Genomic DNA, 14,471 nt, shown 5'->3' with positions numbered 1-14,471 from the left:
GCACCCTTGAGGCGGTCGCCCTCGTAGCGGACCGACGCGTGACCTCAGGGCGGCTTCGTAGTTGATCCGGGCATGAAGAAGCGCAGCATGCTCGCCATCGCCTCACTCGCCACCGGCTTCGTCGTCGCGGCGATCACCCCCTCGCACAGCACGGCCGGTGAGGAACTCGACGGGCTGAACGTCGGCGACACCCTCAGTACCCTCGACCACACCGTCGCCGCCGACAGCCTCGCTGTGGACGAGGGCGCCCTCGGCGACTGACCGCCCCCGCCCGACGGCGTGACGCCGGTCCCCGGCCCGCGGGGACCGGCGTCGCCGTGTCACGCGCCCTCAACGAGACGCGGTTTCCGTGGCAGGGTGGAGCGGGCAAGCCCCAGGGGGCCAACAGAAGAGGGGGACACGTGACCGTCGTCTGGATCAACGGCGCGTTCGGTGCGGGGAAGACGACCGCCGCACGGGAACTGATCGACCTGATCCCGAACAGCACGCTCTTCGACCCCGAGGTCATCGGCGCGGCGCTCCCGCACCTGCTGCCGGCCAAACGCCTCGCCGAGGTCGGCGACTTCCAGGACCTGCCGATCTGGCGCCGACTCGTCATCGACACCGCCGCCGCGCTCCTCGGCGAGCTCGGCGGCACCCTCGTCGTCCCCATGACCCTGCTGCGCCAGGAGTACCGCGACGAGATCTTCGGCGCTCTCGCCGCCCGCCGCATCCCCGTCCGGCATGTGCTCCTGGCCCCGGCTGAAACGATCCTGCGCGGGCGTATAGCCGAGCGTGACGTCCCGTTGGACCTCCCCGACGGCGAGATGCGCGTACGGCAGTGGTCGTACGACCACATCGAGCCCTACCGAGCCGCCCTCGCCTCCTGGCTCACCGCCGACGCCCACCCCGTCGACACCAGCGCCCTCACCCCGTACGAGACCGCCGTCCGCATCGCGGAGGCCGTCGGCGCAGGAACCGTCCCCGTCTGCGAGATCGTGCAGACCCCCGAACCCACCGGCGAGACCGTCGCCGCCGGCGTGCTGCTCTTCGACGAGCACGACCGCGTCCTCCTCGTCGACCCCACCTACAAGCCCGGCTGGGAGTTCCCCGGCGGAGTCGTGGAACCGGGGGAGGCGCCCGCACGCGCCGGGATGCGCGAGGTGCGGGAGGAGACCGGCGTCCAGCTGGACGAGGCGCCCCGACTGCTCGTCGTCGACTGGGAACGGCCCACGCCCCCCGGCTACGGCGGTCTGCGCCTCCTCTTCGACGGCGGCCCCCTCGACCCCGCCGCCGTCGCGGGCCTGCTGCTGCCCGGCCCCGAACTGCGCGCCTGGCGCTTCGTGACCGAGGAGGAAGCCGCCCACCTGCTGCCCCCGGTCCGCTACGAGCGCCTGCGCTGGGCCCTGCGCGCACGGGAACGGGGCGCGGCCCTCTACCTGGAGGCCGGCACACCGGTCGGCTGACGAGCCGAGCACAGAGCGGACGCCGGTCCGCGCAGGTACTTCACCGCGTGACCCCGAACCTGTCCGCCGCTTCACTCAGGACGGCCGAGGCGTCTTCCGCCACCGGGCCGCCGTGGCCGAAGCAGGCGGTGCGGGTGTCGAGGGCGGCCAGACGGTGGAGGGCGGCGAGCACTCGGGGGCCGTCGAGGTTGAAGACACCGGGCACCACCGACCCGTCGACCGGCGAGGCCGCGATCGTGTCGCCCGTGAACAGCACGCCCTCATGGGGGAGATGGAGCGCGATACTGCCGTCGGTGTGCCCGGGGACATGCAGCACGTGCGCGCCGTCGCCGAAGGCGAGCACATCGCCGTCGGACAACTCCGAGATCATCGACGGGCGTTCGAAGTCGCCTTCGGGCAACAGCCTGAGGGCGGCTGCATGCAGGGGGCGCTCCCATTCCTGCAATACCGGCGGCGGAGCCGGTACTTCGCGGCGCAGGACGGCCGCGTCCGCGCTGTGCGCCAGTACCTCGGCCCCCGACAGGGCGGCGAACTCGGCGGCCCCGCCCGCGTGGTCCTCGTGGAAGTGGGTGAGCACCACCCGTCGTACGGCCCCGGGGGAGTGCCCCAGGGCCGTGACCGCGTCGGCGATCACCCGGCCGGAGCCGGCCGGCCCGGCGTCGACGAGCGTCAACTCGTCTCCGTCGCACCAGAGATAGGCCTGGCCGACCGGGAAGCGCAACAAGTGCAGACGAGGCAGCAGCTCGATGACGTCCATGAGCCGACTCTAGGCAGGGCCCCGCCCGGCGGGCAGGGCCTTCTGCCGAGGGCAGAGCGGACGGCTCAGCCGGCCGCGTACGTGCGCAGGAACAGTGCCTCCGCCACCGACAGCCGCTCCAGCTCCTCCGGGGAGACGCTCTCGTTGACCGCGTGGATCTGCGCCTCCGGCTCGCTCAGCCCGATGAGGAGGATCTCCGCCCGCGGGTACAGCGCCGCGAGCGTGTTGCACAGCGGGATGGAGCCGCCCTGGCCGGCGTACTGCATCTCCTGACCCGGGTAGGCCACCGCCATCGCCTCGGCCATCGCCGCGTACGCCGGGCTCGTCGTGTCGGCGCTGAACGGCTGGCCCTGCCCGATCTGCTCGGTCCGCACCCGAGCTCCCCACGGCGTGTGCGCCTCCAGGTGGGCCTCGAGCAGCTTCGTCGCCTCGGCCGCGTCCCGGCCCGGCGGCACCCGCAGGCTGATCAGCGCGCGGGCGCCGGCCTGCACCGACGGGGTGGCGCCGACGACCGGCGGGCAGTCGATGCCGAGGACCGTGACCGCAGGACGGGCCCAGATGCGGTCGGCGACCGTCCCGGAGCCGATCAGCTCGACGCCGTCCAAAACCTTGGCGTCCCGGCGGAACTGCTCCTCGTCGTAGGTCAGCCCCTCCCACGGCTCGCCGTCGGTCAGACCGTCGACGGTCGTCGAGCCGTCCTCGGCGCGCAGCGAGTCCAGGACGCGGATCAGCGCACCGAGCGCGTCGGGGGCGGCCCCGCCGAACTGGCCGGAGTGCAGGTTGCCCGCCAGTGTGTCGATCGTCACCCGCATCATGGTCATACCGCGCAGGGTGGAGGTGACCGTGGGCAGACCCACCCGGAAGTTGCCCGCGTCGCCGATGACGATCGTGTCGGCCGCCAGCAGTTCGGGGTGCTGTTCGGCGTACCGCTCCAGACCGCCCGTGCCCTGCTCCTCGGAACCCTCGACGATCACCTTCACGTTCACCGGGACCCCGCCGTCCGCCTTGAGGGCGCGCAGCGCGAGCAGATGCATGATGAAGCCGCCCTTGCAGTCGGCGGCGCCACGCCCGTACCAGCGGCCGTCCCGCTCGGTCAGCTCGAACGGCGGAGTGTCCCAGCCGGCCTCGTCCAGCGGCGGCTGCACGTCGTAGTGGGCGTAGAGCAGCACCGTCTTCGCGCCCGCGGGACCGGGCAGGAAGCCGTACACGGACTGGGTGCCGTCCGGCGTGTCCAGCAGCGCCACGTCCTCGAAGCCCTCGACGCGCAGCGCCGCCGCTATCCAGTTCGCGGCCGCCTCGCTCTCACTCCGTGGGAACTGGTCGAAGTCCGCCACCGACCTGAACGCCACCAGTTCGGTGAGTTCCGCCTTCGCCCGGGGCATCAGAGAGGCGACGGTCTCGGCGACCGGATTCGACGACATGGGCACGCTCCTCGTGGGTGCGACGTTGTACCTGTGGGTGCCGTCGATCCTCCCACAGCGGACGGCGGCGATCTCCGCCGTAGGATGCGTGGGACAGGTGCGGCAAGCGGCTTGATCGGGAGCAGTAGACCATCGTGAGCAGCGAGAACTCTTCGGCGGACGACGTGCAGCAGGTGTGGGACGTCGTCGTGGTGGGCGCGGGACCCGCGGGGGCTTCGGCCGCCTACGCGGCGGCGGTCACGGGGCGGCGCGTGCTGTTGCTGGAGAAGGCGGAGCTGCCCCGCTACAAGACGTGCGGCGGCGGCATCATCGGACCTTCGCGCGACGCGCTGCCACCGGGCTTCGAGCTGCCCTTCCGTGACCGGGTGCACGCGGTGACCTTTTCCCACAACGGGCGCTTCGCCCGCACCCGGCGCTCCCGGCAGATGCTGTTCGGGCTGATCAACCGGCCCGAGTTCGACCAGCAGCTCGTCGAGCACGCCCAGAAGGCGGGCGCCGAGGTGCGCACCGGCGTCACCGTGCAGCGCGTCGAGCAGCACGGCTCAGCGGTGCCGGACCGGCGCACGGTCGCCGTCGTCCTCCAGGGCGGCGAGACGCTGCTGGCACGCGCGGTCGTCGGCGCGGACGGCAGCGCCAGCCGCATAGGGGCGCACGTCGGCGTGAAGCTCGACCAGGTGGACCTTGGCCTCGAAGCGGAGATCCCGGTGCCGGAGACCGTCGCCGAGGACTGGAAGGGGCGGGTGCTCATCGACTGGGGGCCGATGCCCGGCAGTTACGGCTGGGTGTTCCCCAAGGGCGACACACTGACCGTCGGCGTGATCTCCGCGCGCGGTGAAGGCGCGGCCACCAAGCGCTACTTGGAGGACTTCATCGGCCGGCTGGGCCTAGCCGGTTTCGAACCGAGCATCTCCTCCGGCCACTTGACCCGCTGCCGGGCCGACGACTCCCCGCTCTCCCGGGGGCGCGTGCTGGTCTGCGGTGACGCCGCGGGCCTGCTGGAGCCGTGGACCCGCGAGGGCATCTCCTTCGCCCTGCGCTCGGGCCGGCTCGCCGGCGAGTGGGCGGTCCGCATCGCGGAGGCGCACGACGCGGTGGACACCCGCCGTCAGGCCCTGAACTACGCGTTCGCCGTGAAGGCGGGCCTCGGTGTGGAGATGAGCGTCGGCAAGCGGATGCTCGCCGCCTTCGAACGCCGGCCCGGACTCTTCCACGCGGCGCTGACCGGCGTCCGTCCGGCGTGGCGGGCGTTCACGGACATCACCCGCGGCCGGACCACGCTGGGCGAGCTGGTGCGCTCGCACCCGATGGCGCAGCGCGCGCTGAACGTCATGGACCGGTGGGTGGGGGTCGGCGGGGCGCAGGAATCCCTGGAGGGCCGGTCCCGGGAGGGACAGTCCCGGGAAGGCCGGTCCAGCGAAGGCTGATGCCGGGCACCGGAAGGCAGCTGACGGAGCGGGGCGAGGCGGACCCGGTCACAGACGGTTGTCGACCGTGATCCGGAACACCGGGTGGTCGCCCGCCGCGGCTGCGATCTCGGCGTCGGTGGACTCGGCGGTCACCCCGCCGAAGTACTGGTTGACCTCCCAGCCCCACTTCTCCAGGTAGGCCCGCAGAACCGGGAGCTTTTCCTCGTCGGGAAGCTCCACCGCGGAGAACGCCTGCACCTTGCGCCCCACCCGCAGCTCCCCGCCACCGGCGGCGCGCATGTTGCGCACCCACTGGGAGTGGCCCCGGGCCGAGACCAGGTACCGCGCGCCCTCGTGGGTGTGCGGGTTGACGGGGATGCGCTGCATCCGGCCGCTCTTGCGGCCCCGCACGGACATCTCGGCCGTGCCGGCGAGGCTCACGCCGTGCCGGGCCAGCCAGCCGACGACGTTGTTGAGGCGGGTGATGAGCGGGCTGCTCTTGATGTAGTACGGCGTGGACATGGTGACCCCCAGCGGTGAGTGAGCGGTTGCGAGAGCGGTGCTCTCGTTTCCCTTGCGAGGAGTCTGCACCTCATGGGTGCTCCAAAGCAAGAGCGGTGCTCTCTTTATTGTGCGGCAATCTCGCTTCAGGTCGCCGCTCTCAAATGTGCGCAGTGCTCCGCCCGTCGTGCGACACTGCTCCCATGGGCAGCACCACTCAAGGCGCGCGCGCCCGCGCCCGCATCGAAGTCACCGCAGCCATCAAGGACGAGGCGCGCCGTCAACTCGCGGCCGAAGGTGCCGCCAAGCTCTCCCTGCGTGCCGTGGCCCGCGCGCTCGGCATGGTCTCCTCCGCGCTGTACCGGTACTTCCCCAGCCGAGACGATCTGCTCACGGCGCTCATCATCGACGCCTACGACTCCCTGGGCGAGAGCGCCGAGGCCGCGCACGCCGCCGTCTCGGACGCCACCCCCGTCCGGCGCTGGGTGGCGGTGTGTGAGGGGGTGCGCGGCTGGGCGCTGGTCCACCCCCACGAATACGCGCTGATCTACGGATCGCCGGTGCCCGGCTACAGCGCACCCGACACGACGGTCCCCGCCGCCTCCCGTGTGGGGCTCCTCCTCATCGGCATCCTGCGCGACGCCCGCCTGAGCGCCGGCGGGACCGAACTTCCCCCGCTCCCGGACGAGTTGCGCGCCGAGGCCGACCGTATGGCCGCCGACCTCGCGCCCGACCTGCCCCCGGAGACGGTCGCCGCACTGGTCGCGGCTTGGGCGCAGCTGTACGGCCTGGTCGGATTCGAGCTGTTCGGTCAGTTCCACCGGGTGGTCGAGGATCGCGAGCCGTTCTTCCGTCACGCGGCCACCCGACTGGCCCATGGCGTGGGATTGGGCTGAACCGCCGCGCGGCGACGGGGGCGGGCGAGGCGGTCGCGGCCGCCTCGGGGTTCGAGCGGGGCTGACGCGGCGTCTCGCTCAGACCTCGACCGACGGGCCGCGCCTAGGAGTAGGGGTGGACATGGCCCGGCCGGGAAGCGTCCGGGCGGAAGCCGACGAGCACGCTCACCACCCGCGCCGCGAACACCAGGGGCGCCAGCACGTACCCCGTCCGGATGAGCACCGTCTCGATGGTGGACGGGAGGTGGAACAGCAGGGCCGGACCGGCGACCGCGCCGAAGAGCACCGCTGCCGCGAAGGCCGCGCTGAACAGCGCGTACCCGATCTCGATGGTGATCGCGTCCCGCCTCGCCTGCCGGCGTCGTCCCCCGTGCTCGCTCATCCCGTGAGTCTCACAGGCGTGTGCCCGGCGGAGCAACCGCCCCGCCGGGCACACGCTTGAGGTGTCCTCCTAGTCGTGGACCGGCACCCGCTCCGCCTCCACCTCGCGCACCGTGGAGTCGACGACGACATCGCTCGCGGACCGTGCGACAGGCGCCGTCGGACCGGGGCGGCGGGTGCGCAGGCCGGTCAGGCTGATCAGGAGGCCCAGCGCGGCGATGGCGGTGACCACCGTCAGGCCGGGGCGGTAACTGTCCAGTACGGCCTGCGGGGTGGGGTCGGCCGGGGCGCCGGCGGTGACCACCGCCGTCACCACGGCGAGGAAGATCGCCCCACCCACCTGCACGGAGGTGTTCAGCAGGCCGGAGACCATGCCCTGCTCACGGTCCTCGACGCCGTTGGTGGCCTGGATGTTGAGCGAGGGGAAGACCAGGGCGCAGGCCGCGCCGATCAGCAGCATGCTCGGGAGGATCACGGCCGCGTACACCGGGTCCAGGTCGACGCGCAGGAACAGCGCGTAGCCGACGACCATGAGCGCGAAGCCGGCCGTGAGCAGCCGCGGGGTGCCGAAACGGTCCACGACCGAGCCCACCTTGGTCGAGGAGAGCGCGACCAGCGCGCCCGCCGGCAGGAACGCGAGCGCCGTGTGCAGCGCCGACCAGTCCAGCAGCGTCTGCATGTACAGGGTGGCCAGGAACTGGAAGCCGACGTAGGAGCCGAAGAACGTCATCGCGCCGAGCTGGGCGCGCACTTGGCTGCCCGAACGCAGCACGCCGAGCCGGATCAGCGGGCTGGGCGAGCGCCGCTCGACGAGGACGAAGACGCTCAGCAGGACGGCGACGGCGAGGAAGGACAGCAGGGTGCGGGCGGACGTCCAGCCGGCCTCCGGCGCCTGGACCACCGTGAACACCAGCAGCAGCATCGACGCGGTGCCGAGGACGGCGCCGGGGACGTCGTAGCCGTCGTGACCCTGCTCGCGGGCGCTGCGGGGCAGCAGCTTCAGGCCGGCGACCAGAGCGATCAGTGCGATCGGCGCGGGCAGCAGCATGGTGAGGCGCCAACTGGCCTCGGTGAGCAGGCCGGAGAGGACCAGGCCCATGGAGAAGCCGGTGGCGGCGCAGGTGGTGTAGATGGAGAGCGCGCGGTTGCGCAGCGGGCCCTCCGGGAACGTCGTGGTGATGATCGACAGGCCGGCGGGGGCGGTGAAGGCCGCGCTGAGCCCCTTGATGAACCGGCTGGCGATCAGCAGCGGGCCGGAGTCCACCAGTCCGCCGAGCACTGAGGCGAGCGCGAAGACGCCGAGGGCGACCAGGAAGACCTGACGGCGGCCCAGCAGGTCGGCCGCGCGGCCGCCGAGGAGGAGCAGCCCGCCGTAGCCCAGGATGTAACCGCTGACGATCCATTGCAGCGTCGAGGTGGACAGCCCGAGGTCGGCGCCGATGGACGGCAGGGCGACGCCGACCATCGACACGTCCAGCGCGTCGAGGAACATCGCGGCGCAGAGCACCAGCAGGGTTCCCCACAGGCGCGGCGTCCAGCGGACCTCCGGGGGGCGGGGTGCGGGGGAGGTGAGCGGAGAGGTCATGCGGCAGACACTACATGCACCTGCATCGAATGCAAATGCATTTAATTCGGATGCAATCAAAACCGTTCTCTGCTACGGTGCGGGCCATGCCGGGGAAGAAGGCCGAGCAGGCGCTCGTGGAAGAGTGGCGGGACATCCTGTCGCTGCACGCCCGCACCCAGTGCGAACTGGACCGGGAACTGCATCAACACGGCCTGTGCGGCAGTGACTTCGAAGTGCTCGACGTCCTCGCCGCGAGCGCCGCGAGTGACCCGGGCGGCGCCTGCGCCTTCCGTGTCCAGGAGATCGCCGACCGGGTCCACCTCAGTCAGAGTGCGCTGTCGCGGCTGATAGCCCGGCTGGAGAAGGACGGCCTCGTCGAGCGGGGGATGTGCGCCGAGGACCGCAGGGGCGTCCGGGTGGCCCTCACCGGCAAGGGGCGCGCACTGCATCATGAGGTGCTTCCGGTGCAACGCGCCGTGCTGTCCAGGATGTTGGCGAACTGACGGCCCGTCGCCTCCGGTCCGCAGGATGGCCGAAACGGCGCGGTGCGCTGCCCTCAGGCGCTCTGACGTGCCGTCCCTCAGGGCGAGTTGACTTAGGTTGGGCTTCGCCGATCATCACCCTGAGCGCACAGGAGGCCTCGCCGTGCCGGAACCCGCCCCCCAGACCACCGCCGGCGCCCCCGCCCGGATCGACACGTCCAAGCCCCACTCGGCCCGGTTCTGGAACTACTTCGTGGGAGGCAAGGACAACTACGAGGTGGACCGGGAGATCGGCGACCACATCAAGGAGATCTTCCCCGGCCTCGTCGACGTGGCCGTCACCAGCCGCCACTTCCTCGGCCGCGCGGTGCGTCATCTGGCCGTCGATCAGGGCATCCGGCAGTTCCTGGACGTCGGCACCGGACTGCCGACCGCCGACAACACCCACGAGGTCGCCCAGCGGGCCGCACCGGACGCCCGCATCGTCTACGTCGACAACGACCCCATCGTGCTCGCCCACGCGAGCGCCCTGCTCACCAGTACTCCCGAGGGTCGCACGGCCTATCTCGACGCCGACCTCCACCACCCCGAGACCGTCATCGAGGCCGCCCGCGGCACGCTCGACCTCAGCCGACCGGTCGCGCTGATGATCCTCAACACCCTCGGCCATGTCGCCGACCACGAGCAGGCCCGCGATCTCGTGCGCCGGCTCATGGCCGGCCTGCCCTCGGGCAGCTACCTGGTCATCAGCGACAGCACCGCGACCAGTGAGGGCATGATCGCCGCGTCCGACGCCTACAACGCCAGCGGCGCGGTGCCGTACCACGTGCGCGGCGTCGAGGAGATCGCCGGGTTCTTCGAAGGGCTCGACCTGGTCGAACCGGGTGTCGTCCGAGTTCCCGAGTGGCGTCCGGACGCGGGCGATCCGGCCAACCCGGCCGTCGACGTGGACGCTTACTGCGGGGTGGCGCGCAAAAAATAGGAGAGAAAGCGGGAGAGAAGACGAAGCCAGGTCGGCCGGCGGCCGGGGTGCGGAGCGTGCGCACCCCGGCCGTCCGTATTCCCCGTTGCGCCGGTCTGGCGAAACGGCGTGCGAACGACGACAGTTGACGCCCCGCACATTGCACCGCCCCGCCGCCTCGGACCCCTGACCGTCACTCCCGTTCGACGGCCGGCGGCTCGGGGAGCACGCCTCACCGGCGGCGATCAGCCCGTGGGCGCCGTCCCCACGGCCCCTGAACGGACCGGCATCCGCCCCACTCGGGTGCCGGTCCTCCCCGGCGGATCAGGGCGGCCGGGCACCGATCCGCTCCACCGGTCGGCCGCTGCTCGGCCGGGCGCCGTTCCCCCTGTCAGCCGCCGCGCGGCCGGGCGGGAGTTTGAGTCAAGAGGGAGGGGAGGGCGAGTCGGTGGCCGGCCGGCACCGGCGGGGCCCGTCCGCCTGCTCCCCGCCTCGGCTCAACCCCGCTTGACGGCCTTCAGCACCACGAACTTCGGGTCGCCTGCGACCAGTTCACTGTTGCCGAACAGCCGCCGCAGCTTGACGTGGTAGCCCAGGTGACGGTTGCCCACCACCCACAGCTCGCCGCCCGGCCGCAGCGCGCGACGCGCCCCGGTGAACATCCGCCATGCCGTCGCGTCCGTCGTGGCCTGGTGGGAGTGGAACGGCGGATTGTTCAGCACGAGGTCCACGCTGCCGTCCGCCACCCCCGCCAGCCCGTCACCGACCCGGAACTCGGCGCGCCCGGGCGCCCCGTTGGCCTTGTACGTCGCCTCCGCCGAGGCCACGGCCTGGAACGACTCGTCCGTGAACAGCACTTCGGCGCGTGGGTCGGCCAGCGCGATCGCCGTGCCCACGATGCCGTTGCCGCAGCCCAGGTCGACGACCCGCCGGTCGCCCCGCGTCCGCGGCAGGTGGTGCAGGAAGAACCGGGTGCCGATGTCGAGCCGGTCGGCGCAGAACACACCCGCGTGGTTGACCACCGGACGGCCGGAAAGCGCACCGATGCCGTCGGGCAGGTCGTAGTGGTAGGGCCAGGGGTTGGACGGAAGTCGCCGTTCCGGCGACGCGTCCGGCGCGCAGAAGATCAGCCGGGCCTTCTGCCGGGCGAGCGAGGTCCGGGTCGGACCGAGGATCCGCTCGAACAACTGGAGCGTCGAGGTGTGGATCTCCTTCACCATGCCGGCGCCGACGACGACCGTCCCCGCGTGCACCGAAGGCGCGAGGCGCAGCAGTTGGTCCTCCAAAAGCGCGAGGCTCTTCGGCACCCGTACCAGCAGCACGTCGACGCGGGCGGGCACCGGGTCCTGCGTGGTGAGCAGCCGGACCGTGCCTGGCGCGACGCCGTTGCGGCCGAGATTCGCCCGGGTGGCCTCCTGCCCCAGCCACGAGTCGGTGATCTGCGTCGCCCGGAGACCCGGGGCCTGCGCTCCGGCGGCCCCCGTCGGCCCGTGCGCCGCGAGCGCCGTGACGAGCGCGCCCCAGCGGTCGCCGAGCACCATGACCGTTCCGTCCGCCGGCACGTCCTGCTCGGCGAGATGCCGGAGCAGATACGCGTCGGCGGCGTCCCAGGCGCGCAGCCGGTCGCGCGGGTCCTCGGGGTGGCGGGCGAGCGTGAGCTCGCCCCAGGGAGTCGTCATACGGTCGTCCATCGTGCGTCAAGGCTAAGGGATCCTTGCGCCGTGCACGTCCGGGTCGCGCGCGAGCCGCAGGTCAGGGCCGGTGGGGGAGGATGGGGGAATGGACGCGGAGCTGTTCCCCCGTGAACGCGCGCTGATCGCGCCGGGCGCGGTGCACGTGCCCGACTGGCTCGCCCCCGCCGACCAGCGCGAGCTGCTCGACGCCTGCCGGGAGTGGGCGCGTCCGCCCGCCGGGCTGCGCACGGTCCGCACACCCGGCGGCGGCGCCATGACCGCCCGCCAGGTCTGCCTGGGCTGGCACTGGTACCCGTACGCCTACTCGCGCACGGTCGTCGACGGCGACGGCGCCCCGGTGAAGCCCTTCCCGGCCTGGCTCGGCGAGCTGGGACGGCGCGCACTGACCGACGCGCTGGGGCCGGAGGCCGCCGGGACGGAGGAGTACGACATCGCGCTGATCAACTTCTACACCGGCGACGCCCGCATGGGCATGCACCGCGACGCCGACGAGACCTCGCACGCGCCCGTGGTGTCCCTCAGCCTCGGCGACACCTGCGTGTTCCGCTTCGGCAACACCGCGACACGCACCCGGCCCCACACCGACGTCGAGCTGCGCAGCGGCGACCTGTTCGTCTTCGGAGGGGAGTCCCGGCTCGCGTACCACGGCGTGCCGAGGGTGCACCCGGGGACCGGCCCCGCCGCTCTGGGGCTGGAGGGACGACTGAACGTGACCTTGCGGGTCAGCGGCTTCCCGGACGGCGGCTGACGGAGCGGATCATGGGAGGATCGCCGTCATGACCGGCAACGCGGACCCCCGGCATGCGGGGGAAGGGACCACGTCGAGGGCGCGGCTGGACCGGGGGCGCGGTGCGCTCGGACCCGCTCTGGAGCTCGTGCACACCGGGCGGGCGCCGACCCGCGCGGTGCTCACCGCCGAACTCGGAGTCACCCGCGCCACGGCCGGCGCGGTCGCCGCGGAGCTGGAGGCGCTCGGCCTGATCAGGGTCGACGCCCGCCCCGGGGCCGCCGCCGGCTCGCAGGGCCGCCCCTCGCACCGGCTCGCCCTGGCCGACGAGGGCCCCGTGGCCCTCGCGGCGCAGGTGCACGCCGACGGCTTCCGCGCGGCGCTGGTCGGTCTGGGCGGCCGTATCGTCGCGACGACTCCGAGCTGCGAGGCCGTCGACGCCGACCCGGCCAAGGTGCTCGGCGCCGCCGTGGACGCCGGAGCCGAACTGCTGCGGCGGACGGGCCGACGCTGTGTGGGCGCCGGACTGGCCGTGCCGTCGGCGGTCACCGAACCCGAGGGCCGGGCACTGAACCCCCTCCACCTCGCCTGGCCGGCGGGCGCGCCGGTGCGGGAGGTCTTCGCCGAACGGGTCCGGGCCGCCGGCGTGAGCGGACCGGCGTTCGCCGCGAACGACGTCAACCTCGCCGCCCTCGCCGAACACCGGCACGGCGCCGGGCGCGGCGCGCGTGACCTGCTGTGCGTGGCCACCGGCCACCGTGGCGTCGGCGGGGCCCTGGTGCTCGACGGGCGGCTGCACACGGGCAGTTCGGGCCTGGCCCTCGAAGTGGGCCACCTCACCGTCAACCCCGAGGGCCGCCCCTGCCACTGCGGCAGCCGCGGCTGCCTGGACGTGGAGGCGGACCCGCTGGCCCTGCTGACGGCCGCCGGCCGCGACCCCGGCCCCGAGGGCTCCCTGCTCCAGCAGGCCAACGAACTCATCCGCGAGGAGTACGCGGACCCCGCCGTGCGCACCGCCGCCGAGGCGCTCATCGACCGGCTCGGACTGGGCCTCGCCGGGCTGGTCAACATCCTCAACCCCGACCGCATCATCCTGGGCGGGCTGCACCGCACCCTTCTGGACGCCGATTCCGAACGCCTCCACGCGGTCGTCGCCGATCGTGGGCTGTGGGGCCGTAGCGGCGGTGTGCCCATCCTCGCCTGCTCGCTCGACCACAACAGTCTGGTCGGCGCGGCGGAACTCGCCTGGCAGCCGGTGCTGGACGACCCGCTGAGGGCACTCGCCGCAGGAACCGGAGACACCGGTGCAGCGGAAGGAAGGTGACGTCATGACCGACCAGCTCACCGTGGGCGTTCTGGGCACGGGCATCATGGGCGCCGCGATGGCCCGCAACCTCGCCCGCGCGGGCCTCGCCGTCCGCGCCTGGAACCGCACGCGCGCCAAGGCGGAACCGCTGGCCGCCGACGGCGTCACCGTCACCGACACCCCCGCCGAGGCGGTACGTGCCGCCGACGTGGTCCTGACCATGGTGTACGACGGCCCCGCCGCCCTGGACGTCATGCGCGAGGCGGCCGACGCCCTGCGTCCTGGCGCCCTCTGGGTGCAGTCGACGACCGCCGGCGTCGAGGTCCTCGGGGACCTGGCCGCGTTCGCCGGCGAGCACGGTCTGGTCTTCTTCGACGCGCCCGTCCTGGGCACCCGTGGACCCGCCGAGGAAGGCCGGCTGACCGTGCTGGCCGCCGGGCCGGCCGAGCACCGTGACGCCGTGCGTCCGGTGCTGGACGCGGTGGGCGCCCGCACCGTGTGGACCGGTGAGGACGGCGCGGCCGGCACCGCGACCCGGCTGAAGCTGGTCGCCAACAGCTGGGTCATCGCCGCGACCGCGGCGGCCGGGGAGGTCCTCGCGCTGTCCGAGGCGCTGGACGTCGACCCGCGCTCCTTCTTCGAGCTGATCGCCGGCGGTCCCCTGGACATGGGCTATCTGCGCGCCAAGGCCGATCTGGTCCTCGACGGCCGGCTCACGCCCGCCCAGTTCGGCGTGGCCACCGCCGCCAAGGACGCCCGGCTGATCGTCGAGGCCGGACGCGGCAACGGCGTCCGTCTCGACGTCGCGGCCGCCAGCGCCGCCCGTCTGGAGCGGGCCGCCGCACAGGGCCACGCCGACGAGGACATGGCCGCGGCCTACTTCGCCAGCTTCGACGCGAAGAGCTGAGCGGGCCCCGGGCGCGGCTC

15 protein-coding genes are annotated in these 14,471 nt (G+C 72.9%); 9 read left to right on the top strand and 6 right to left on the bottom strand.

The features are described 5' to 3' along the window. Positions 1-72 precede the first annotated feature (72 nt). Complete coding sequence (locus ACIRS4_RS03180) at positions 73-261, top strand: hypothetical protein (protein WP_351088977.1); 189 nt, start codon at positions 73-75, stop codon at positions 259-261. Positions 262-401: 140 nt separating this feature from the next. After that, positions 402-1,445, top strand: coding sequence for an NUDIX domain-containing protein (locus ACIRS4_RS03175; protein WP_404189124.1), 1,044 nt, complete (start codon positions 402-404; stop codon positions 1,443-1,445). A gap of 40 nt (positions 1,446-1,485) precedes the next feature. On the opposite strand, the gene ACIRS4_RS03170 is transcribed toward ACIRS4_RS03175, so the two are convergent. Beyond that, the gene (locus ACIRS4_RS03170) at positions 1,486-2,202 is read right to left on the bottom strand and encodes an MBL fold metallo-hydrolase (protein ID WP_404189121.1); all 717 of its coding nucleotides are present in this window, start codon (positions 2,200-2,202) and stop codon (positions 1,486-1,488) included. A 65-nt stretch (positions 2,203-2,267) separates the two neighbouring features. Next, the gene (locus ACIRS4_RS03165) at positions 2,268-3,623 is read right to left on the bottom strand and encodes a dipeptidase (RefSeq protein ID WP_404189119.1); all 1,356 of its coding nucleotides are present in this window, start codon (positions 3,621-3,623) and stop codon (positions 2,268-2,270) included. Positions 3,624-3,757: 134 nt separating this feature from the next. On the opposite strand from ACIRS4_RS03165, the gene ACIRS4_RS03160 reads away from it, so the two are divergent. Next, the gene (locus ACIRS4_RS03160; RefSeq protein ID WP_404189116.1) at positions 3,758-5,047 is read left to right on the top strand and encodes a geranylgeranyl reductase family protein; all 1,290 of its coding nucleotides are present in this window, start codon (positions 3,758-3,760) and stop codon (positions 5,045-5,047) included. A 48-nt stretch (positions 5,048-5,095) separates the two neighbouring features. Here the strand turns inward: ACIRS4_RS03160 and ACIRS4_RS03155 are convergent, their stop codons facing one another. Beyond that, positions 5,096-5,551 (bottom strand): nitroreductase family deazaflavin-dependent oxidoreductase, encoded by a 456-nt coding sequence (locus ACIRS4_RS03155; RefSeq protein WP_404189113.1) that lies wholly within the window; start codon positions 5,549-5,551, stop codon positions 5,096-5,098. A gap of 182 nt (positions 5,552-5,733) precedes the next feature. On the opposite strand from ACIRS4_RS03155, the gene ACIRS4_RS03150 reads away from it, so the two are divergent. Continuing rightward, positions 5,734-6,426: a TetR/AcrR family transcriptional regulator gene (locus tag ACIRS4_RS03150; protein WP_404189110.1), complete on the top strand. Its 693-nt coding sequence runs from the start codon at positions 5,734-5,736 to the stop codon at positions 6,424-6,426. Between the two features lie 103 nt (positions 6,427-6,529). Here the strand turns inward: ACIRS4_RS03150 and ACIRS4_RS03145 are convergent, their stop codons facing one another. Together ACIRS4_RS03145 and ACIRS4_RS03140 are read right to left on the bottom strand one after the other, a co-directional pair. Then, positions 6,530-6,808, bottom strand: coding sequence for a DUF6332 family protein (locus ACIRS4_RS03145; RefSeq protein ID WP_404189107.1), 279 nt, complete (start codon positions 6,806-6,808; stop codon positions 6,530-6,532). A 69-nt stretch (positions 6,809-6,877) separates the two neighbouring features. Beyond that, positions 6,878-8,392, bottom strand: coding sequence for an MFS transporter (locus ACIRS4_RS03140; RefSeq protein ID WP_404189104.1), 1,515 nt, complete (start codon positions 8,390-8,392; stop codon positions 6,878-6,880). Between the two features lie 86 nt (positions 8,393-8,478). Between ACIRS4_RS03140 and ACIRS4_RS03135 the strand changes: the two genes are divergently transcribed. Together ACIRS4_RS03135 and ACIRS4_RS03130 are read left to right on the top strand one after the other, a co-directional pair. Then, the gene (locus tag ACIRS4_RS03135; protein WP_404189101.1) at positions 8,479-8,877 is read left to right on the top strand and encodes a MarR family winged helix-turn-helix transcriptional regulator; all 399 of its coding nucleotides are present in this window, start codon (positions 8,479-8,481) and stop codon (positions 8,875-8,877) included. Positions 8,878-9,019: 142 nt separating this feature from the next. Continuing rightward, positions 9,020-9,838: an SAM-dependent methyltransferase gene (locus tag ACIRS4_RS03130; RefSeq protein WP_404189098.1), complete on the top strand. Its 819-nt coding sequence runs from the start codon at positions 9,020-9,022 to the stop codon at positions 9,836-9,838. A gap of 476 nt (positions 9,839-10,314) precedes the next feature. Here the strand turns inward: ACIRS4_RS03130 and ACIRS4_RS03125 are convergent, their stop codons facing one another. Then, positions 10,315-11,496 (bottom strand): methyltransferase, encoded by a 1,182-nt coding sequence (locus tag ACIRS4_RS03125; protein ID WP_404189095.1) that lies wholly within the window; start codon positions 11,494-11,496, stop codon positions 10,315-10,317. A 100-nt stretch (positions 11,497-11,596) separates the two neighbouring features. Between ACIRS4_RS03125 and ACIRS4_RS03120 the strand changes: the two genes are divergently transcribed. From ACIRS4_RS03120 to ACIRS4_RS03110, 3 genes are read left to right on the top strand one after another with little or no spacing between them, the layout of a single operon-like run. Continuing rightward, on the top strand, positions 11,597-12,259 hold the full coding sequence (locus ACIRS4_RS03120) for an alpha-ketoglutarate-dependent dioxygenase AlkB family protein (protein WP_404189092.1): 663 nt from the start codon (positions 11,597-11,599) through the stop codon (positions 12,257-12,259). Between the two features lie 28 nt (positions 12,260-12,287). Further along, positions 12,288-13,562, top strand: coding sequence for an ROK family protein (locus ACIRS4_RS03115; protein ID WP_404189090.1), 1,275 nt, complete (start codon positions 12,288-12,290; stop codon positions 13,560-13,562). Between the two features lie 4 nt (positions 13,563-13,566). After that, positions 13,567-14,451 (top strand): NAD(P)-dependent oxidoreductase, encoded by an 885-nt coding sequence (locus ACIRS4_RS03110; RefSeq protein ID WP_404189087.1) that lies wholly within the window; start codon positions 13,567-13,569, stop codon positions 14,449-14,451. The last annotated feature ends 20 nt before the right edge of the window (positions 14,452-14,471 follow it).

The sequence above is a fragment of the Streptomyces sp. NPDC101166 genome, assembly GCF_044768125.1.
Taxonomy (GTDB): domain Bacteria; phylum Actinomycetota; class Actinomycetes; order Streptomycetales; family Streptomycetaceae; genus Streptomyces.
Note: the sequence above shows the minus strand (reverse complement) of the source record. Positions and strands in the feature narration are given on the sequence as shown.

Bases quoted from the DNA above. Each gene is read 5' to 3' on its own strand.
- ACIRS4_RS03125 (WP_404189095.1), bottom strand. From the start codon at position 11,496: ATGACGACTCCCTGGGGCGAGCTCACGCTCGCCCGCCACCCCGAGGAC.
- ACIRS4_RS03110 (WP_404189087.1), top strand. From the start codon at position 13,567: ATGACCGACCAGCTCACCGTGGGCGTTCTGGGCACGGGCATCATGGGC.
- ACIRS4_RS03165 (WP_404189119.1), bottom strand. From the start codon at position 3,623: ATGTCGTCGAATCCGGTCGCCGAGACCGTCGCCTCTCTGATGCCCCGG.
- ACIRS4_RS03120 (WP_404189092.1), top strand. From the start codon at position 11,597: ATGGACGCGGAGCTGTTCCCCCGTGAACGCGCGCTGATCGCGCCGGGC.
- ACIRS4_RS03115 (WP_404189090.1), top strand. From the start codon at position 12,288: ATGACCGGCAACGCGGACCCCCGGCATGCGGGGGAAGGGACCACGTCG.
- ACIRS4_RS03135 (WP_404189101.1), top strand. From the start codon at position 8,479: ATGCCGGGGAAGAAGGCCGAGCAGGCGCTCGTGGAAGAGTGGCGGGAC.
- ACIRS4_RS03170 (WP_404189121.1), bottom strand. From the start codon at position 2,202: ATGGACGTCATCGAGCTGCTGCCTCGTCTGCACTTGTTGCGCTTCCCG.
- ACIRS4_RS03155 (WP_404189113.1), bottom strand. From the start codon at position 5,551: ATGTCCACGCCGTACTACATCAAGAGCAGCCCGCTCATCACCCGCCTC.
- ACIRS4_RS03150 (WP_404189110.1), top strand. From the start codon at position 5,734: ATGGGCAGCACCACTCAAGGCGCGCGCGCCCGCGCCCGCATCGAAGTC.
- ACIRS4_RS03140 (WP_404189104.1), bottom strand. From the start codon at position 8,392: ATGACCTCTCCGCTCACCTCCCCCGCACCCCGCCCCCCGGAGGTCCGC.
- ACIRS4_RS03180 (WP_351088977.1), top strand. From the start codon at position 73: ATGAAGAAGCGCAGCATGCTCGCCATCGCCTCACTCGCCACCGGCTTC.
- ACIRS4_RS03145 (WP_404189107.1), bottom strand. From the start codon at position 6,808: ATGAGCGAGCACGGGGGACGACGCCGGCAGGCGAGGCGGGACGCGATC.